This window comes from Bradyrhizobium sp. USDA 327 (assembly GCF_041262065.1).
GTDB classification, from domain to species: Bacteria; Pseudomonadota; Alphaproteobacteria; order Rhizobiales; family Xanthobacteraceae; genus Bradyrhizobium; species Bradyrhizobium liaoningense.
This window is the reverse complement of record NZ_JBGCCW010000001.1, coordinates 4,384,284-4,404,316: the sequence shown is the minus strand read 5'-3', so window position 1 is coordinate 4,404,316 and position 20,033 is coordinate 4,384,284. Positions and strand designations below refer to the sequence as shown.

General features: G+C 65.1%; 15 protein-coding genes. 10 read left to right on the top strand and 5 right to left on the bottom strand.

Going from position 1 to position 20,033, the window contains the following annotated elements; translation table 11 throughout:
- Window positions 1–5: 5 nt before the first annotated feature.
- Together ABIA42_RS20665 and galE are read right to left on the bottom strand one after the other, a co-directional pair.
- Window positions 6–1,814, bottom strand: a complete 1,809-nt coding sequence (locus tag ABIA42_RS20665; protein WP_370121804.1) for an ABC transporter ATP-binding protein — start codon at window positions 1,812–1,814, stop codon at window positions 6–8.
- A 118-nt stretch (window positions 1,815–1,932) separates the two neighbouring features.
- Window positions 1,933–2,946, bottom strand: coding sequence for a UDP-glucose 4-epimerase GalE (gene galE, locus ABIA42_RS20660; RefSeq protein ID WP_370121806.1), 1,014 nt, complete (start codon window positions 2,944–2,946; stop codon window positions 1,933–1,935).
- Between the two features lie 126 nt (window positions 2,947–3,072).
- On the opposite strand from galE, the gene ABIA42_RS20655 reads away from it, so the two are divergent.
- Window positions 3,073–4,110, top strand: a complete 1,038-nt coding sequence (locus ABIA42_RS20655; RefSeq protein WP_370121808.1) for a glycosyltransferase family 4 protein — start codon at window positions 3,073–3,075, stop codon at window positions 4,108–4,110.
- 495 nt (window positions 4,111–4,605) lie between these two features.
- Window positions 4,606–6,156 (top strand): hypothetical protein, encoded by a 1,551-nt coding sequence (locus ABIA42_RS20650; RefSeq protein ID WP_370121811.1) that lies wholly within the window; start codon window positions 4,606–4,608, stop codon window positions 6,154–6,156.
- Window positions 6,157–6,241: 85 nt separating this feature from the next.
- Here the strand turns inward: ABIA42_RS20650 and waaF are convergent, their stop codons facing one another.
- A complete protein-coding gene (gene waaF / locus ABIA42_RS20645) occupies window positions 6,242–7,315 on the bottom strand; it encodes a lipopolysaccharide heptosyltransferase II (RefSeq protein ID WP_370121813.1) in 1,074 nt (357 codons plus the stop codon).
- A gap of 161 nt (window positions 7,316–7,476) precedes the next feature.
- Between waaF and rfaD the strand changes: the two genes are divergently transcribed.
- From rfaD to ABIA42_RS20620, 5 genes are all read left to right on the top strand, one after another.
- Window positions 7,477–8,457: an ADP-glyceromanno-heptose 6-epimerase gene (gene rfaD / locus ABIA42_RS20640; protein WP_370121815.1), complete on the top strand. Its 981-nt coding sequence runs from the start codon at window positions 7,477–7,479 to the stop codon at window positions 8,455–8,457.
- Between the two features lie 11 nt (window positions 8,458–8,468).
- Window positions 8,469–9,953, top strand: coding sequence for a D-glycero-beta-D-manno-heptose-7-phosphate kinase (rfaE1, locus tag ABIA42_RS20635; protein ID WP_370121818.1), 1,485 nt, complete (start codon window positions 8,469–8,471; stop codon window positions 9,951–9,953).
- Complete coding sequence (locus tag ABIA42_RS20630) at window positions 9,950–11,236, top strand: O-antigen ligase family protein (protein ID WP_370121821.1); 1,287 nt, start codon at window positions 9,950–9,952, stop codon at window positions 11,234–11,236. Before rfaE1 ends, ABIA42_RS20630 begins: the two co-directional genes overlap by 4 nt.
- Window positions 11,237–11,320: 84 nt before the next feature.
- Window positions 11,321–13,234, top strand: coding sequence for an SDR family NAD(P)-dependent oxidoreductase (locus tag ABIA42_RS20625; RefSeq protein WP_370121824.1), 1,914 nt, complete (start codon window positions 11,321–11,323; stop codon window positions 13,232–13,234).
- Between the two features lie 82 nt (window positions 13,235–13,316).
- Entirely contained in the window at window positions 13,317–14,264 is a 948-nt protein-coding gene (locus tag ABIA42_RS20620; RefSeq protein WP_370121826.1) for an NAD-dependent epimerase/dehydratase family protein, read from the top strand.
- Here the strand turns inward: ABIA42_RS20620 and ABIA42_RS20615 are convergent.
- Window positions 14,252–15,271: a glycosyltransferase family 4 protein gene (locus ABIA42_RS20615; RefSeq protein ID WP_370121829.1), complete on the bottom strand. Its 1,020-nt coding sequence runs from the start codon at window positions 15,269–15,271 to the stop codon at window positions 14,252–14,254. The genes ABIA42_RS20620 and ABIA42_RS20615 overlap by 13 nt on opposite strands.
- The gene (locus ABIA42_RS20610; protein ID WP_370121832.1) at window positions 15,268–16,227 is read right to left on the bottom strand and encodes a lysylphosphatidylglycerol synthase transmembrane domain-containing protein; all 960 of its coding nucleotides are present in this window, start codon (window positions 16,225–16,227) and stop codon (window positions 15,268–15,270) included. The genes ABIA42_RS20615 and ABIA42_RS20610 overlap by 4 nt, the downstream gene beginning before the upstream one ends.
- Before the next feature lie 197 nt (window positions 16,228–16,424).
- Between ABIA42_RS20610 and ABIA42_RS20605 the strand changes: the two genes are divergently transcribed.
- The 3 genes from ABIA42_RS20605 (at window position 16,425) to ABIA42_RS20595 (ending at window position 20,022) form a co-directional block, all read left to right on the top strand.
- Window positions 16,425–17,414: an SDR family NAD(P)-dependent oxidoreductase gene (locus ABIA42_RS20605; protein ID WP_271533259.1), complete on the top strand. Its 990-nt coding sequence runs from the start codon at window positions 16,425–16,427 to the stop codon at window positions 17,412–17,414.
- 7 nt (window positions 17,415–17,421) lie between these two features.
- Entirely contained in the window at window positions 17,422–18,834 is a 1,413-nt protein-coding gene (locus ABIA42_RS20600) for a mannose-1-phosphate guanylyltransferase/mannose-6-phosphate isomerase (protein ID WP_271533257.1), read from the top strand.
- A gap of 183 nt (window positions 18,835–19,017) precedes the next feature.
- The gene (locus tag ABIA42_RS20595) at window positions 19,018–20,022 is read left to right on the top strand and encodes a Gfo/Idh/MocA family oxidoreductase (RefSeq protein WP_370121836.1); all 1,005 of its coding nucleotides are present in this window, start codon (window positions 19,018–19,020) and stop codon (window positions 20,020–20,022) included.
- The last annotated feature ends 11 nt before the right edge of the window (window positions 20,023–20,033 follow it).

Genomic DNA, 20,033 nt, shown 5'->3' with positions numbered 1-20,033 from the left:
TGGGGTCAGGAGTTGGCGGAGTAGGCCAGCACGGGCGCAGCCTCTGTGTCCCGATGCTGCAACCGGAAGAACGAGGCATAGCGCCCGCCGCGGCGGAGCAGCTCGTCATGCCGGCCCTGCTCGACGATCTCGCCGCCCTCGACCACCAGGATGGCGTCGGCGTGCATGATGGTGTGCAGGCGGTGCGCGATCACGATGGTGGTGCGGTTCCGGCAGAGGTGCTCGATCGCCTCCTGCACCTGCCGCTCGGATTCAGAATCGAGCGCGGCGGTGGCTTCGTCCAACAGGATGATCGGCGCGTTCTTGATCAGCGCGCGCGCCACCGCGATGCGCTGGCGCTGGCCGCCGGAGAGCTGCGTGCCGTGCTCGCCGACCGGCGTGTCGTAGCCGAGCGGGAAGCCCATGATGAAATCATGCGCGCAGGCGGCCTTGGCGGCGTCGACGATCTCGTCCTCGCTCGCGCCCGGCCGGCCGAAGGCGATGTTGCTGCGGACGGTGTCGCGGAACAGATAGACGTCCTGGCCGACATAGGCGGTCTGTGCCCGCAGCGATTTGCGCGAGACCGCGCCGATCGACTGGCCGTCGATCACGATGTCGCCTTGCGTCACCTCGTAGAAGCGCAAGAGCAGCGCCAGCACGGTCGACTTGCCGCCGCCGGAGGGACCGACCAGCGCGGTGACCTTGCCGGGCTCGGCCGTGAAGCTCATGCGGTTGAGCACGGTCTCGCCGTCGCGATAGGAGAAGCTGACGTCGCGCAGCTCGATGCGGGCATCTGACAGCTTCAGCGACGGCTTGTCGTCGTCGGACCGCTCGCTCGCCGGGCTGTCGACGACTTCGAGCAGCATGCGCGCACCGACCAGCTGGCTGTTGAGGTCGATGTTGAGCCGCGCTAGCCGCTTGGCCGGCTCGGTCGCCATCAGGAACGCGGTCATGAAGGAGAAGAACGCGCCGGGCGTGGCGTTGAGCGCGACCACGGCATAGCCGCCGTACATCAGGCAGCCGGCGACCGCGAAGCCGCCGAGCATTTCCATCAGCGGGTTGGAGCGGTTGGCGACGCGGGCCATCTTGTTGGCGTTGCGCTCGACGACCGCGATGTTCTCGTCGATCCGCTTCTGCATGGTCTCTTCGAGCGTGAACGCCTTGACGGTGCGGATGCCTTGCAGCGATTCCTGCATCGTCTCCATGATGTCGGCGGTGCCGGTGAACTGGTTGAAGGCGAGGCCCTTGATGCGCTTGACCAGCTTGCGCAGCACCAGCATTGCCGGCGGCACCGCGACGAGGCCGATGAACGACATCAGCGGATCCTGCCATACCATCACGCCGATCATTGCGAGCAGCATCAGGAGGTCGCGCCCGATGGCATTGACCAGCATGTTGAGCACGTCGGTGATGGATTTGGCGCCCGCCGTCAGCCGGGCCAGGAATTCGGACGAATGCCGCTCGGAGAAGAAGCCGACGCTCTCGCGCATCAGCTTGGCGAACAGCTGGCGCTGGTTGGTGGCAAGAATCGCGTTGCTGATCTTGGTCAGGATCACCATGTGGCCGTAGGTCGCCACGCCCTTGATGAACAGCAACGCGACGGTCAGCCCAGAGAACATCGCGATGCCCGGGATGTTCTTGTCGACATAGGCTTGGTTGATGACCTGGCCGAGCACATAGGTCGCGCCTGCGGTCGCGCCTGCGGCAAGCGCCATCAGCGCGAAGGCGACGAGGTAGCGCCGCCAGTAGACGATGCCCTGTTCCGTGACCAGGCGGCGAATCAGGACCGCTGCCGCGTAGGGATCGTCGGTGATTTTCTTCGGAAACTGGGCCATCCGGTGTCCATTGACGGCGCGGGACAAAACCTGCCCGCGCGTCAGGGATCGATGGGCCTCTGTGCCCGCTCAAGCCGGGTTTTTCAAGCCCAATTAAGGGCTTGCGCTTGGGATGATTCTAGGCCGAGACCGCGTGGTGGAGCTCGCCGTGGCGTTCGCGGAACAGCTTGTCCTCCCACGCCAGGGCGTGCGCCGCAATGGTCTCGAGATCGTCATATTGCGGCCGCCAGTCGAGCAGGCCGCGGATGCGGCTGGTGTCTGCGACCATGGTCATGATGTCGCCGGGCCGGCGCGGGGCGTACTGCACGGCGAAGCTGCGGCCGGAAACCCGCCGCACCGCGTCGATGGTCTCCAGCACCGAATAGCCGCGGCCGTAGCCGCAATTCAGCGTCGTCGAGGCGCCGCCGTTGCGCAGGTAGGCGAGCGCCGACCGGTGGGCCTGCGAGAGGTCCGTGACGTGGATGAAGTCGCGGATACAGCTGCCGTCCGGGGTCGGATAGTCGGTGCCGAACACGTCGATCTTGGCGCGCTGGCCGGTCGCGGCTTCCACCGCGATCTTGAGCAGATGCGTGGCGCCGACGGTGGCGAGCCCAATGCGCGCCTGCGGGTCGGCGCCGGCGACGTTGAAGTAACGCAACGTCACGTATTGGATGCCGTAGGCGGCGGCGACGTCGTGCAGCATGATCTCGGTCATCAGCTTCGACGAGCCGTAGGGCGACAGCGGCCGCGTCGGCGCGTGCTCGGGCACCGGCACCTGGTCCGGATTGCCGTAGACGGCTGCGGTCGAGGAGAAGATGAAGCGACCGATGCCGCGCTTGACCGCGACGTTGAGCAGGTTGCGCGCGGTCGTGAAGTTGTTGCGGTAGTAGCCGAGCGGATCGCGCATCGAATCCGGCACGACGACCGAGCCCGCGAAATGGATGATGCTCTCGACGTCGTGCTGGGCGATCACGCCTTCGAGCAGGTTTTCATCGCCGGCATCGCCGATGAACAGCGGCACGCCTTCGGGCAGGTAAGCGGAGAAACCGGTGGAGAGATCGTCGATCACGACGACGTCCTCGCCGGCTTCCGCCAGCGCCAGGACCGTGTGACTTCCGATGTAGCCGGCGCCGCCGGTGACTAGCACAGTCATGATCTCACCCGTCTTCGATCAACGCGCAAGGCTAGCGCTTGCGTGGTGAAGAGGGGGTATCGGCGCGGCTGAACTGGTCACTATGCTTAATGTTGCGTATAGGGACTTTGCTAAATGGAGTCTGACGTGGCGAGTTTCCCCGGCGATCTCGACGTGATCGTGCCAAATCTGCACAGGCGCTATTCCGGGGTCACCGCGACCAACCGGATGGTGGCGCCGCGGCTGGCGAAACTATACCGCGCGGCCTGGTTCGGCTCGGACGCGCCGGACGGGATCGCGCGGCTGAGCATTGCCGATTTTCTGAAGTTGTGGCGCCGCAAGCGGCCCATGATCTGGCATGCGCGCCGCAACAACGAGATGATGGCAGGCGTCGTGTTGCGCGCGCTCGGCTGGCCGCTGAAACTCGTGTTCACCTCGGCGGCGCAGCGGCATCACAGCTGGATCACGCGCTGGCTGATCCGGCGCATGGACGCGATCATCGCAACGAGCGACATCTCGGCCTCGTTCCTGAAGGTGAAGGCGACGGTGATTCCGCACGGCGTCGACACCGACGTCTATGCGCCGCCGACCGATCGCGCTGCGGCGTTCGCGGAAGCCGCGCTGCCGGGCCGCTACGCCATCGGCTGCTTCGGCCGCGTGCGCGCGCAGAAGGGCACCGATCTGTTCGTCGATGCGATGTGCCGCCTCTTGCCGCGCTATCCGGATTTCACGGCCGTGATCGTCGGGCAGGTCACGCCCGAGCAGATGCCCTTTGCCAATGACCTGAAGAAGCGGATCGAAGCAGCCAACCTGCAATCGCGCATCGTCATCACAGGCGAGCTGCCGATCGAAGCGGTGCAGCGCTGGTATCAGCGGTTGACAATCTACGCCTTCACCTCACGCAACGAAGGTTTTGGATTGACGCTGATCGAGGCGATGGCGGCGGGAAGTGCGCTCGTCGCCGCACGCGCCGGCGCGGCTGAGCTGGTGGTCGAGGATGGTGTCACCGGCGTGCTGGTTCCGACCGGCGATGCTGATGCGCTCGCCGCGGCGGTCGAGCCGTTGATGCGCGATGTGGCTGCGGCGACTGCCATGGGCGAGCGCGGGCGGGCGCGGGTGCTCGAGAAGTTCAGCCTCGATGCCGAAGCGGCGCGGATCGGCGAGGTCTATCGGCCGCTGCTTTGAACTTCCGTTTTGGCCGCCGAGATAAAAAACTCGCAAAACAACCCCATGCACAGTAGCCGGGGATAATGGGATCAATGGCTTACACGTACGGCGACGCCATTGCTGATTTTACGAAGTCGGCTTTGACCCGTCGGGCAAAACAGTGCTAGGTTGGCATCGTCCCAAAATGCCCGACTACCCGTAGCTGCGGGCCCCGCAGTCCGCGCGCTGTGGCGAATGGACCGCTCACCATTTGATCGAGTCGGCGTCTCGCAGCGCTGTTTCTTTTGGCGTTCTGACGCACGAAAGTGACTTCGAGCTCGTCGCCGTTGACGCGGTCGAGCCGGCACCTGCGATACGGTAAACGTTACAGTTCAGCTACGCGCATGCGAGCAATTGCACGGTTTCACGCAAAAATTGGGCATCGGGCGCATTAGAGGTTGACGACATCTGCGGATGCTACCTAATTGCGCGCAGCGACCGCGAAGATGGATGCCGTTGCGCGAGCGAAGCCAAATGCCAGACCGCATGTCTCCTTCTGATCGCTTCAATGCGCTGTCCTTGGTGCCACCCTTCGTCGGCATTTCCTTCCTTGCCCTGATTGGACTGACATTGATCGCGCTCATCCCAGGGATGATCACGCTCGGCCTGTTGCTGTTCATCCTCCCGGGGCAGATACTGATCGCAGCTCCCACGTTGCTTTATTACTCTCTCGCTGCACTCCCCGGATATCTGCTGGCGCGGTTCTTTGGAAGCAACCTGCTTGGCGCCACGGTTGTGGCGGCGGTGCTCGCCGCGGCTGCGTTGCTGCCTCATTACCGCAGCCAAAGCCAGCTCGAGAAACTGCTCGCGACAGATATCACGGGTCCGGTGCCATCGTCATTCCAGCCGCGCTCCTTTGAGCTTCCGTATCCCGAGCAGGACAATTACTGGACGAATTGGCGGCAACCCGAAAGCCACGATCCAACCCCTCCGCCGCCCTGCGCGGATCTTTGCCAGCAGTTGCTGTTCAAGGGGCATATCGACCACGTCATTATCCGGGACCATAACGCGCGTGGCGCCCGGATGATCAGCACCGAGACCCAAAAGAGAGGGCCTGACGGCTCGATGCAGCGAATGGTCGAAGTCACATGGCTGCCGCGTTGGAGGAGATTTCACCTCGAACATCGCGAGAGCTGTCCCGAGACGCTGAGCCTCATCGCGGCTGAATTCGTTCATGAGGTCGTCGGCGGCCGATGCTTGATGGAAGACACCGTCGATCAGCGCGAAGCCGATGTCCTCGTGTCATTGTCCAAACCCCTCGATGAACAGGACGCCGATGGCCAGTTTCGTCCCGATCTGAATATCGCGTTCGCCAACATTGAATCCGCCCCGATCACCATCACGATTGCCGAGCAGCATGACGGCAACCTGATCCCGGCCGAGATCAGGACGGCGCTGCACGCGAGCAATGCGCGCGTTCCGTTCTATTTCACGACGAGACGATGTGGCGGAGGTGAAATTCCCAATCTGTGCCTCGCCGCGGCGACCGAACTTTTTGCAAACAGCCGCGCGGATCCGTTCGAGATGATTAATCGCCGTTATGGCTTCCCGGTGGTGCCGGGATCTAAGCCGGCCCGTCTGTCTTCCGCGCCCACATCGGAGAATGACCGGGCCACAGTGAATGCCATCCTGAGACAGGACTACGGAGCTGCATTGATTCCAACGACTCAGTCGAAACTCGTCGCAAGTTTCCTCAGTGCAAGGCTCACGAACGGACAACTTAATCAGGACGATATCGAGCTGATCCGGTTGGCGCTGAAGCAGCACGCCTTTGCCGCATCGATCGAGACCGACAAGCTGCCCTCAGACACCTATCAGGCCCTGAAGCCGCTGCTGCCCGACATGTTCAAGCGGATCGCCCATAGCGCCGAGGGGCAGCAGGAGATGGTGCAGTCGCTGAACGTGATGCTCGGGCACTATCCAGCCGAGGATACGAACCCGTACTCGTCCGCGCTCTGCCAGGATTCCAAAAACGCCCGTTTGCGTGTCTGCTATCAGCGGGAATTTCGCACGCGCACGAAGTGATCCCTGCGGCTCTGCCGCCATGCGTGGCGACGGTTTCGCAAGGTCGTGTCAACGTCACAAGCAAGCGAGCGCCGGATTTAAGGGGTTAACTTTGGCGCTTGTGCGCCCCGGCCTCACCCAGCACTCTCTCCGCAATCCCCACCACCTCCGATGCCGCGAGATCCCGCATGCAGCGGTGGTCGTTCATCTTGCAAATCGTGCTCTGGCAGGGCTGGCAGGGCAGCATTTCCTTGTCCTGCACCACTGTTGCCGCAAGGCTGTTGAGGGGGGCCCAGAGGTAGGGGCTGGTGGGGCCGAAGATGCCCAAGGTGGGCGTGTCCAGGGCGGCGGCGATGTGCATCAGGCCGGAATCGTTGGAGATGGCGACGCCGGCGGCGGCCATGGCGAGGACGCCGTTGCGCAGATCGGTGCCGGTAAGGTCCCGGACCCCCGGGCCGCCCGCGGCGACGATCGCTTGGGCCAGACCCTTTTCGGCGGGGCCGCCGACCACCCAGACCTCCAGGCCACGCTCGACCAGTAGCCGGGCAGCCTCGGGGTAGTAGGTCCAGCGTTTTGAGACCCCGACCGAGCCTGGGGCGAGCGCCACGGCGGCTCCGGCGCTGAGGCCGTTGGCCTCGCGCCAGCGGACGATCTCATCGGCCGGGACCCGCAGTTGCGGCACCGGCCATTCCGGAGGCAGGGGGGCGCCGTCGGGCTGGGCCAGGGCGGCGTTCTTGTCGATGAAGCGGGGCAGTTTCTTCTCGCCCCAGCGCCAGCGGTTGATCAGACCGAACCGAAACTCGCCGACGAAGCCGACCCGTTCAGGGATACCGGCCAGCGCCGGCGCGATCGCCGCCTTCCAGGTCCGGGGCAGTACCAAGGCGGTGCCGTAGTTCCGCTCGCGCAGGAGCTTTGCCAGGCCGAGTTGCCGGGCCACGGCGAGCCGGCCGCGCGGCAGGTCCCAGACGATGCCAGCGCGCACGCCGGGCATGTAGTCGATCAGCGGGGCGCACAGCGACGTGGTCAGGAGATCGACCGGCCGGTTCGGCCAGCGCTCCTTCAGGACCCGCACGACGGTATGATTCCGCACGAAATCGCCGATCCACATGTAGGGAATGATCAGGATCGGGCGGGTGTCGCTCCGGTCTGCATCTCCAACAAATTGCGAATCGATATTCATTCGTTAATAGGACCGAAGGCGTGCTGATGTTGGCGGTTCGGTAGCCGCTCCCGGCCGGCAGGTAAAGCCGGCAGAAGCGACGATCCCAAAACCGCTTACACTTTGGCGGATCATGCGCTACGGCAGGACCGGGCATTAAGAAAATCGGGCAGGTGGTTGGAATGTTGCTGGTGACCGGCGGGGCCGGTTTTATCGGATCGAATGTCGTGGCCGCGCTGAACGAGGCCGGCCACAGCGACGTCGTGGTCTGCGACCTGCTCGGCACCGAGGGCAAGTGGCGCAACCTCGCCAAGCGGCAGCTTGTGGATATCGTTCCCCCGGCCGAGCTGCCCGACTGGCTGACGGGCCGCAAGCTCGACGCCATGATTCATCTCGGGGCGATCTCCGCGACCACCGCGACCGACGGCGACCTCGTGTTCGAGACCAATTTCCGCCTGTCGATGCGCCTGCTGGACTGGTGCACGATGCACGCGGTGCCGTTCATCTATGCATCCTCGGCGGCGACCTATGGCGACGGCGAGGCCGGCTTTGGCGACGACGCTTCGTTACCGGCACTGAAAACATTGCGGCCGATGAATCTCTACGGCTGGAGCAAGCACATGTTCGATCTCGCGGTCGCCGGGCGCGTGGCGAACGGCGATCCGCTGCCGCCGCAATGGGCCGGGCTGAAATTCTTCAACGTGTTCGGCCCCAACGAATACCACAAGGGCTCGATGATGAGCGTGCTGGCGCGGCGCTTCGACGACGTCAAGGCGGGCCGCGTCGTGCAGCTGTTCAAGTCGCATCGCGAGGGCATCGAAGACGGCGACCAGCGCCGCGACTTCATCTATGTCGACGACGTCGTGCGCGTCGTCATGTGGCTGCTGGGGACGCCGTCGGTGTCCGGCCTGTTCAACGTCGGCACCGGCAAGGCACGCAGCTTCAGGGATCTGATGCTGGCTGCCTACGCCGCGCTCGGCACCAGGCCCAACATCGAATACATCGACATGCCCGAGAGCATCCGCGACAGCTACCAGTACTTCACCCAGAGCGAGGTCGATCGCCTCTGCCGCGCCGGCTATAACGGCGGCTTCACGACGCTCGAGGACGCGGTCAAAGCCTATGTCGGGGATTATCTCGACCGGCCCGACCGCTTCCGCTGAGGCCTCCAATCATGGCGACCCCCATTCTCGATTTTGACGCCCTCGCGCAAACGATCTCAGGCCGCACGGTGCTTTGCATCGGCGACATCATGCTGGACGAGTTCGTCTATGGCGAGGTGTCGCGGATCTCGCCGGAAGCGCCGACGCCGGTCATTGCCGCCCAGCGCAGCGAGATTCACATCGGCGGCGCCGGCAACGTCGCGCGCAATGTCGCTTCGCTCGGCGCGCGCTGCATCTTCGTCGGCCTCGTCGGCGAGGACGATGCGGGCGGGCGGCTGGCATCGGCGCTGGGTGAGCAAGCCGGTATCGAAAGCGTGCTGGTGTGCGATCCCTCGCGGCCGACCACGCGAAAAGTCCGCTTCGTCTCCGAGCATTTTTCCACGCACATGCTGCGCGCGGATTGGGAGCAGGCGGCGCCTGCTTCCGATGACATCGAAACGAAACTGATCGACGCGATCCTGCCGCAGATCGCGCGCGCCGACATCGTGCTTTTGTCTGACTACGCCAAGGGCGTGCTGACCGCGCGCGTGATCCGCCACACCATCGACGCCGCGCGAAAGCTCGGCAAGCCCGTGGTGGTCGATCCCAAGAGCCTGAACTGGGCGATCTATCGCGGCGCCACGCTGCTCACGCCCAATCGCAAGGAATTCTCGGAGGCGACCCGCAGCCGTGCCGAGACGGTGCAGAGCATCGTCGAGGCCAGCGAAGACGTGATGCGGCTCGCCGACTGCGAGGCGATCCTGGTCACGCAGGGCGAGCACGGCATGACGCTGGTGCCGCGCAATGGCGCGGCCGTGCACGTTCCGGCCTTCCCGGTGAAGGTGCGCGACGTCTCCGGCGCCGGTGACACCGTCGCCGCCGCGCTCGCAGTATCGCTTGCGGCCGGCGCGGACTGGGATACGGCGCTGCGCGTGGCCAATGCCGCCGCCGCCGTCGCCGTCGGCAAGCAGGGCACCGCCAGCGTGAGCGCGGCCGAGCTGCGCCGAAAGATCCTGCCGCATGCCACTCTCGCGGCCGAGGAGAAGATCGTGCTCGATCCGGCTGCGCTCGATGCCCAGCTCGCCGACTGGAAGAGGCAGGGCCAGCGCGTCGGCTTCACCAATGGCTGTTTCGACATCCTTCATCCCGGTCACGTCAAGGTGCTGACCGCGGCGCGTGCCGCCTGTGATCGCCTGATCGTGGGGCTCAACAGCGACGCCTCGGTGCGGCGGCTGAAGGGCGCCGATCGTCCGGTGCAGGACGAGCGCGCGCGTGCCGAGGTGCTCGCCGCGTTGGAGGCCGTCGATCTCGTCGTCATCTTCGCGGAGGACACCCCGATCGACCTGATCACCAGGATCAAGCCCGGCGTGCTGGTGAAGGGCGGCGACTACACCCGCGAGCAGGTCGTCGGCCACGAGGTCGTCGAGGCCGCGGGCGGAACGGTCGTGCTGGTCGACATCCTCCAGGGCTTCAGCACGACGGCGCTGGTTCATCGCGCCCGGGGAGGGAGCAAGTGACGGCGCTTGCCCGGGAGACCCCCGGCGAGGTGTTGCGGCGGCGCCTGCGCAGTCCGGCGGCCTGGCGCGAGACAGTCGACCTGTTTGCGATCCTGACCGCGGCCTCGCTGCCCTGGTCGACGTCGCTTGCCGGGATCTTCAACGCGCTGATGCTGCTCTGCATGGTGCCGTTCCTCGACGTCCGCGCCTTCCTGCAATCGCTGAAGCGTCCGATCTGTGTGGCGCCGATCGCGCTGGTGCTGCTCGCGCTGGTCGGGACGCTATGGTCGGATGCTGCCTGGGGCGCGCGCTTCTATGCGGTCAACCCAACCGTCAAGCTGCTCGTGCTGCCGGTCCTGCTCTATCATTTCGAGCGCTCGCAGCGCGGCCAGTGGGTCTTCGTCGCCTTCCTGGTGTCCTGCGCCCTGTTGTCGGTGATGTCCTGGCTGGTCGCCTTCTATCCGAACCTCACGCTCAAGACCGACCCCATGGAGCGCGGCATTTTCGTCAAGAACTACATCGACCAGAGCCAGGAATTCACGCTCTGCGCCGTCGCGCTCGCCTATCCGATCGTGATGCTGCTGCGGGAGAAGCGATATTGGCTCGCCGGGCTGCTCACGGCGCTTGCGCTCAGCTTTTTCGTCAACATGGCCTTCGTGGTGGTGTCGCGCACCGCGCTCGTCACCATTCCGATCATGTTCGGCGTGTTCGCGTTCCTTCACCTCAGGTGGCGCAGCATCGCGATCGTCGCCGCCGCGCTGCTCGCCGGCGCCTTTCTCGCCTGGCAGGTCTCTCCACACTTGCGCCATACTGCCGAGAGGTTTACGGACGACTACACGCGCTATATGGAAAGGGGCGAGCCGACCTCGCTGGGCCTGCGGCTCGAATTCTGGCGAAAGTCGCTCAGCTTCTTCGCGAAGGCGCCGATCATAGGACACGGCACGGGCTCGACGCGTGGATTGTTCGAGCGCGTCGCGACGCCCGGCAGTCAGCACAAGGCGTCAGCCGAAGTGATCGGCAACCCCCACAATCAGACGCTGAATGTTGCCGTGCAATGGGGCTTCATCGGCGTCGCCGTTCTCTACACGATCTGGATCCTGCATCTGTTGTTGTTTCGCGGCGACGGGCTTGCCAATTGGATCGGGCTCCTGGTCGTGGTGCAGAACGTCTTCACCTCGCTGTTCAACTCGCATCTGTTCGATTTCCACGAGGGTTGGATGTACGTCATCGGCGTCGGCGTTGCCGGCGGCATGGTGATCCGGGCACAACAGGCCGAGGCGACGATGGGGGAAGCTGGTTCCTGAGCGGTCGCGCGGCTGGCAAGTCTTGCCCAGATGGGGTATCAGCGCGGTCAGGTTGCATCTAACTGGGTATTCATCGGTCGGCGGATGACGCGTCTTTCGCATCTTACCTCGCGCAATTTCCTGATCGCGCTCCACGACCTGCTGGCGACCACGGCCGCGCTTTTTGCCGCCTTCTATCTGCGATTCGAGGGTGGCGAAGACTTCTTCGAGCGCTTGCCGCTGCTGTTCCAGATCCTGCCCTATTTTCTGGCCTTCAGCGTGGTCGTGTTCTTCGTCTTGAACCTGACCACGACGAAGTGGCGCTTCATCTCGCTGCCGGATGCGCTGAACATCGTCCGCGCGGCGACCGTGCTCACCGTCGCGCTGCTCGTGCTCGACTACATCTTCGTCGCTCCCAACGTCCGCGGCGCCTTTTTCCTCGGCAAGGTGACGATCGTTCTCTACTGGTTCCTGGAGATCACCTTCCTCAGCGCGCTGCGCATGGCCTATCGCTACTTCCGCTATACGCGGGTACGGCGTCACGCGAAGGGCAGCGATGCCGCCCCGACGCTGCTGATCGGCCGCGCCGCGGATGCGGAGGTGCTGCTGCGCGGCATCGAGAGCGGGGCCATCAAGCACATCTGGCCCGTTGGCGTATTGTCGCCCTCGATGGCGGATCGCGGCCAGTTTATCCGTAACCTGCCGGTGCTGGGCGGCATCGACGACGTCGAGGACGTCATCGCGGACTTCGCCAAGCGCAACAAGGCGATCGCGCGCCTCATCATGACACCGTCGGCATTCGAGCCGGAAGCACACCCGGAATCGATCCTGATGCGGGCGCGCAAGCTGGGAGTGATCGTCAACCGCATGCCCTCGTTGGAGAGCGGCGACACGCCGCGGCTCACCGCGGTCGCGGTCGAGGACCTCCTGCTTCGGCCAAGCGAGACGATCGACTATGGGCGCCTGGAAGCGCTGATCAGGGGCAAGGCCGTGATCGTCACCGGCGGCGGCGGCTCGATTGGTGCAGAGATCTGCGAGCGCGTCGTCGCCTTCGGCGCCGCGCGGCTCCTCATCGCGGAAAACTCCGAGCCGGCGCTCTACGCGATCACGGAAGCGCTCGCCGCGCGGGGGGCGGCAGCCGAGATCGAAGGGCGGATCGCCGACATTCGCGACCGCGAGCGCATCATGCGCCTGATGGCGGAGTTCAAGCCGGACATCGTGTTCCACGCCGCGGCGCTCAAGCACGTTCCGATCCTCGAACGCGACTGGAGCGAAGGCGTCAAGACCAACATCTTCGGCTCGATCAACGTTGCGGATGCCGCCGTGGCGGCCGGCGCCGGGGCGATGGTGATGATCTCGACCGACAAGGCGATCGAGCCGGTGTCGATGCTCGGCCTGACCAAGCGCTTTGCGGAGATGTACTGCCAGGCGCTCGATCACGAGCTCGCCGCAGGCAGCGGCGGCGCCAAGCCGCCGATGCGGTTGATCTCGGTCCGGTTCGGCAACGTGCTGGCCTCGAACGGCTCGGTGGTGCCGAAGTTCAAGGCGCAGATCGAGGCCGGCGGCCCGGTGACGGTGACGCATCCCGACATGGTCCGCTACTTCATGACCATCCGCGAGGCCTGCGATCTCGTCATCACCGCGGCCACGCATGCGCTCGGAACGCAGCGCCCTGACGTCTCGGTCTACGTGCTCAACATGGGCCAGCCGGTAAAAATCGTCGATCTCGCCGAGCGCATGATCCGCCTTTCCGGACTGCAGCCGGGCTACGACATCGAGATCGTGTTCACCGGCATGCGGCCAGGCGAGCGGCTGCACGAGATCCTGTTCGCCTCCGAGGAGCCGACCCGCGAGATCGGTGTTCCCGGCATCATGGCCGCGCAGCCGAACGAGCCGCCGATGCAGACGCTGCGCAAATGGATTGCTGCGCTGGAGCAGGCGATCGCCCGCGACGATCGCGCCACCATCAGGACCATCCTGAAGGATGCGGTGCCCGAATTCGGGTCCACAGCGGCCTGACCATGCAGCCTCGAGGCAAGATCGTCGCCTGTGCCGCTCCGGTCGGCGGATTGTCGGGCAACGCGATTCTGGTGGAGCAACGATGAGCGAGACCAAGCCGCTCGCGCTGGTGACGGGGGCGAGCGGCTTCCTCGGCCGCCATATCGTGCCTGCGCTGACGCGGGCGGGCTGGTCGGTCCGCCGCGCGGTGCGCCGCGCGGATGGGACCGACGGCGAGGTTCCGATCGGATCGATCGGCCCCGAAACAGACTGGCAGGCCGCGCTTGAAGGCGTCGACGCCGTCGTCCATCTCGCCGCGCGCGTGCACTACAAGAACGAGGAACACGCGGTCCAGCTGTACCGCGACGTCAATGTCGACGGCACACTGCATCTGGCGCGCTCTGCGGCGACGGCCGGCGTGCGCCAGTTCATCTTCATCAGCACCGTTCTCGTTCACGGCCGCACCAATGAAGGCCGTGCGCCGTTCCGCGAGAGCGATGTTCCGACGCCGCGTGGCCTCTATGGCACATCCAAGGCGGAGGCCGAGGCGGGCTTGAGGACGCTGGCGCGCGACAGCGGAATGAAGATCTCGGTGATCAGGCCGCCGCTCATCTATGGCGCGGGGGCCAAGGGCAATTTCGCGCTGCTGGCACGGGCGGTGAGGCTGGGACTGCCGCTGCCGTTCGCGGCAATCCGCAATCGCCGCAACTTTCTCTCCGTGCAGAACCTGTCGTCGTTCATCCTGCATCGGCTCGGCCATCCCGACCCGGGGAGCAATTTCGAGATCTTCCTGTTGGCCGATCGGGAGCGGGTCTCGACGCCTGAATTCATCGCATGTCTGGCGCGAGCCTCCGGCAAGAGCACCCGGCTGTTCCGCATGCCGCCAAAGCTGCTCGGCGCGGTCCTCCGCATGATGGGCCGGCAGGATATGCATGATGGCCTGATCGGCTCGCTCGAGCTGGACATTTCGAAGGCGATCGCAACCGGCTGGCAGCCGCAGGTCACCCTCAAGGAGGGCTTGCGCCTGGCGGTCTCGGATCAGGAGCCCTGAGGCCGGGAGAAACGGCGCAGCACGAATCCGACCGCGCCCGCGCCAGCGAACAGTGAGACGATCGTGATCGTCGTCGAACCGGCGTGAACGGTGGCGATGGCGAGCAATGCCAGCACGAGATTGAGCGCGAATACCTCGCCGACCACCCGCTTCACCGTGAACCCGTTGTCGGTTGCACGCTGATAAAAGTGCGTGCGGTGTGCCGACCAGAATGGTTCGCGCCTGATGATGCGTCGGAACAGCGTGATGGTGGAATCCGCAAGATAATAGGCGGGCAACAGCAGCGCTGCGGCCGTCTGCCCCCGGAAGGCGAGCTCCAGCAGGCACCAGCCGAGCAAGAGGCCGATCGGCAGGCTGCCGACGTCGCCCAGAAAGACCCTTGCGACCGGACGGTTGAACGGCGCAAAGCCGAGCATGGCGCCGCACAGCGCGGCGGCGATCAGCACGGCCGGCCACGAGAAATCCCCGAGCCATCCGAGCAACAGCAGCGCCGCGGTGACCGGCACGACTTCCGCCACCGTCATCAGGTCGAGCCCGTCCATGAAGTTGACGAGGTTCACGAACCAGACTCCGGCAAGGACGATGAGGCCGCGCTCCAGAGCAAGCGGCAGTGCCGGCACGATGCGCGCGGTCTCCGGCGCGGTGAACACCACTGCGCCGACGCAGGCTGCCTGCAGCACCAGCCGCACGATCACCGGCAGCGACTTTATGTCGTCGGCAAACCCGACCAGCGCGATCAGCACCGTCGCGCCGATCAGTACCGGCGGGATAGCGACGTTCGCCCAGACGGCCCAGAGCGAGGCGACGATCAGGGTCGCGGCGATCACCGCGATGCCCGCGCCCTGCGGGGTCGGGATGCGATGTGAGGACCGCGCGTTCGGTCGCGCCAGTGCGTAGCGCTGGAGCAGGGGACGGCTGGTCCAGGTGACGAGAGCCGAGATCAGCGCGGCGATCGCAACAGCAAGCAGCACGGGCGCGCCGGCGAGCGCTTCGGTGGCCGAGCTCACTCCGGCACTCCGATCGGGGCCGAGCCTTGCGCGGCCTTCTCCGCGCTGAGGATCCAGACCAGGCCGCCGACTGCGCCGACGATGAAATACACGGCGCCGAACAGCAGCGAGACGTTGACGCCCTCGTTGGCGGCAAGTCCCGCGAAGCCGAACGCAAGGCTCATCGTGGCTTCGCGCACGCCCCAGCCCGCGATCGAGATCGGCATCATCGTGATCAGCATCACCGGCGGCACCAGCAGAAAGACGTCGCTGAAGCGAACCGGGGCTGCAATCGACCGCACGACGCACCAGGCGATGACGACGGCCAGCACGTGAACGAGGACCGACAGGATTGCGACGATCGGCCCGCGGGTGCGGCTGAAGATCACGCGATTGGCGATCACGGCGCAGGCGTGGATGTGATGCGTGGCCCACCAGGTCTTCAGCCAGGGCCATTTCAGCATGCCGAAAATCAGAAAGCCGAGGCCGCCCGCGAGCGCCAGCAGGTCGATGAGCAGCAGGGCCGAGCGCCCGTGCGGATCGGTGATGAGGGTGTAGCTCCAGGGCAGGCTGGCGACGATGAGAACCGCGAGCGCGATCAGGCCGATCGCGCGGTCGACGAAGATCGAGTAGGTCGCCGCACGCCATCCGGCGCCGGCGCGCGCGACCAGCCAGAGCCGGACCGCATCGCCGCCGATCGCCGACGGCAGGGTCTGGTTGAAGAACGAGCCGATCACGTTGTAGCGCATGGCGCGGCCGAGCTCGAGCGGCGCGCCGCAGACGGCGCTGATCTGGCGCCAGCGCAGCACGCCGACGAAGATCTGCAGGAACGCGAGCGCGATCGCGACGCCGATCCAGAACAGGCTGGTGACGGTGAAGCGCGAAAACAATTCGGACAGGTCGACCTTGCGCAGCGCCAGATAGAGCAGCGCCGCGGAAATCATGATCTTGGCCGTCGACAACAGGATTCGGCGCATCTCGCCCGCATGGACAGGGTTTGCGAAGATTTGAGGCAACCCGACGCGAGGCGCCGAATTCGGCCGCTTTGGTATGGTCTTGGCGCCGATCTTGCAATAGCCGTCGTTGGGGTGTTGTGAGGGCAGCGGCAAGCCTATTGCGACCCGATCGAGCTGGCGGCTAAACAGGACCGGGCTAGGGATCCCCAGGGAACAGGATGACGGATCAGGCGATTTTGGTCACGGGTGCCGCCGGATTCATCGGCTTTCACGTCGCCCGGCAGCTCCTGGGCGAAGGCCGTCCCGTCGTCGGGCTCGACAATCTCAACAGCTATTACGATCCGGCGCTGAAGAAAGCGCGCCTGGCGCTGCTCAGGGACGATTCCCGCTTCTCCTTCGTCGAGGCCGACCTCGCCGACCGCGAGGCGATGGCGGCGCTGTTTGCCCAACATCGTTTTGCCAAAGTCGTGCACATGGCGGCGCAGGCCGGCGTGCGCTACTCGATCGAGCAGCCGCACGCCTATGCCGATTCCAATCTCCAGGGCTTTCTCAACGTACTGGAGGGCTGCCGCAACAACGGCTGTCGTCATCTCGTCTACGCCTCGTCATCCTCCGTTTACGGCGCCAACACAAAACTGCCATTTGCGGTTGCGGACCGCACCGATCATCCCGTGAGCTTCTATGCCGCGACCAAGAAGGCGAACGAGGTAATGGCGCAGTCCTACAGCCATCTCTACCGCCTGCCGGTCACGGGGCTGCGCTTCTTTACCATTTACGGCCCGTGGGGCCGGCCCGACATGGCCATGTTTCTGTTCGCGAACGCCATCATGGCGGGCAAGCCGATCCGGCTCTTTAACCATGGCAAGATGCGTCGTGACTTCACCTATATCGATGACGTGACCCGCGTCGTATCGAAGCTGATCGATCTTGTGCCTGCGGACGATCCGGCTGCCGCAAATGCGCCGTTTAAGCTCTACAATGTCGGCAACCACCATCCGGAGGAGCTGATGCACGTCGTCGGTCTTCTGGAGCGGGAGCTGGGCCGGACGGCGATCAAAGAATTGCTGCCGATGCAGCCGGGAGATGTGCGGGAAACGTTCGCGGATGTCGAGGATTTGATGCGCGACACCGGCTTTGCACCGTCAACGCCGATCGAGCATGGGGTCCATAATTTCGTCACCTGGTATCGGGACTACTTCAAGGTTTGAGATCACGATGGACAAACGCATAATCCCCCTCATCATGTGCGGCGGTGCCGGCACGCGGCTGTGGCCCGCTTCGCGCGAGGTTCGCCCCAAGCAATTCCTGCCGCTGTTCGGCACGCGCTCGACCTTCCAGGACACGCTGCTGCGCGTGTCCGATCCCTCGCTGTTCGATCGTCCGATCGTCATCACCAATGCGTCGTATCGCTTCATGGTGCTGGAGCAGCTCGCCGAGATCGGCATCGAGGCGGACGTGATCCTCGAGCCGATGCGGCGCGATTCCGGCCCCGCGATCGCGGCGGGCGCGGTGTTCGCGCAGAATCGCGACAGTGAAGCGATCGTGCTCGCGCTCGCCGCCGACCACGTGGTGCAGGACAATGCCGCCTTCGTCGCGGCCTGCCGCGAGGGCCTCACCGCCGCGAGGGCCGGGCGCATCGTCACCTTCGGCGTCAAGCCGGAGCGGCCGGCGACCGAATACGGCTACATCAATCCGGGTGAGGTGATTTCCGGCGAAGTGCATGCGGTTACGCGCTTCGTCGAGAAGCCGGACGCGGTGAAGGCGTCCGACTACGTCAATTCGGGCTATCTCTGGAACAGCGGCAACTTCATGTTCCCGGCCGCAGTGCTGCTCGACGAATATCGCAAGGTCGATGCCGGAAGCGTCGAGGCCGTCACGAGCGCCGTCAACAATGCCGGCCGCGATCTCGGCTTCGTCACGCTGGAGCCGGAGGCGTTCGGCGCGGCGAAGGCGATATCGATCGACTATGCGGTGATGGAGAAGACCGCGCGCGCGGCCGTGGTGCCGGTGTCGTGCGGCTGGTCCGACGTCGGCTCCTGGCTCGCGGTGTGGGAGCTCTCGGAGAAGGATGCGCAAGGCAACGCGGCGCATGGCACCGCCGTGTTCGAGGACTCCCGCAACTGCAACGTCACCACCGATTCCGCGCTGGTCGCGCTCGAAGGCGTCGACGATCTCGTCGTGGTCGCCACCGCGGACGCGATCCTGGTCTCGCGCCAGAAGGATGCCAACGGCCTGAAGCGCCTGGTGACCAAGCTGAAGGCGGTCGCGCCGAAGGTCACCGAGGAGCATCTGAAGGTGCACCGGCCCTGGGGCAGCTATCAGTCCGTCGACAATGGCGAGCGCCACCAGGTCAAGCGCATCGTGGTGAAGCCGGGCGGGCGGCTGTCGCTGCAGAAGCACCATCATCGCGCCGAGCACTGGATCGTGGTGCGGGGCACGGCCCAGGTCACCGTCAACGAGGCCGTGAAGACGGTGCATGAGAACGAGTCGATCTACATTCCGATGGGCGCCGTCCACCGGATGGAGAACCCCGGCAAGATCCAGCTGGAGCTGATCGAGGTCCAGACCGGCTCTTATCTCGGGGAAGACGACATCATCCGGATTGAAGACGACTATCAAAGGTCGTAACCAGCAAGCTCCGAATCACGCGACCCGGGCCGGGAAGACGGTATCTTTTGCGCTTAAGGCCCGGGGAACGTGTAACTTTTTGAATCAAATCGTGTCCGGGGTCCCAAGTGCGCATTCGCCACAAATGTGGCGGCCGTGCTAGGAGAGGCGCCGGGGATTTGGGTTGAATCGGGGTTTGCTCAGATGAGTTCCAAAGGATCTGCACCGGCGAAGGCCGGCTTGCGCGTCGGCGTCATTGGCGCCGGCGTGATGGGCAGCAACCACGCGCGCGTGCTTGCGGGTCTACCCGGCGTCAGCCTCGTCGGCGTCGTCGATCCCTCGGCGGCACATCGCGCGCGGGCAACGGAGCTTGCCGGTTGCGAAAGCTTCGAGACGCTCGACCAGCTCCTCGCCGAAGGCGTCGACGCCGTGACCATCGCCGCGCCCACCCATCTGCATCACGAGGTCGCGCTCGCCTGCATCGCCAAGAACATCCACGTGCTGGTCGAGAAGCCGATCGCATCCACGGTGTCAGAGGGCCGCGAGATCGTCGCCGCGGCACAGAAGGCCGGCGTGACGCTGATGGTCGGCCATGTCGAGCGCTTCAATCCGGCGGTCGCCGCGGTCAAGCAGGCCATCGCGGGCGAGGACATTCTCTCCATCGCCATCACGCGCGTCGGCCCGTTCCCCCCGCGCATGTCCAATGTCGGCGTCGTCATCGATCTTGCCGTGCACGACATCGATCTGATCCGCTGGTTCACCGAATCCGACATCGTCGAGGTGCAGCCGCAATTGTCGAGCGCCGTCGCCGAGCGCGAGGACATCGCGCTCCTGCAGTTCCGCACCGCCAACGGCGTGCTCGCCCACATCAACACCAACTGGCTGACGCCGTTCAAGGCGCGCAGCGTCACGGTCGCCACCCGCGGCAAATACGTGATGGGCGATCTGCTCACGCGCCAGGTCACCGAGTGCTTCGGCTTCAAGCCCGACGGCAGCTACTCGATGCGGCATCTGCCGGTCGGCCACGATGAGCCGCTGCGCGCCGAGCTGATCGCATTCCTCAAGGCGGTGCGCCATGGCGATACGCCGGCCGTCACGGGCGATGAAGGCGTCGCCAGCCTCGAGATCGCCACGCAATGTCTCGAAACGCCGTCGCGGCCTGCGGCGACGGCGCCTGTCCGCAAGGCTCCGCGCCGCGTCGCCGGCTGATCCTTTTCCAT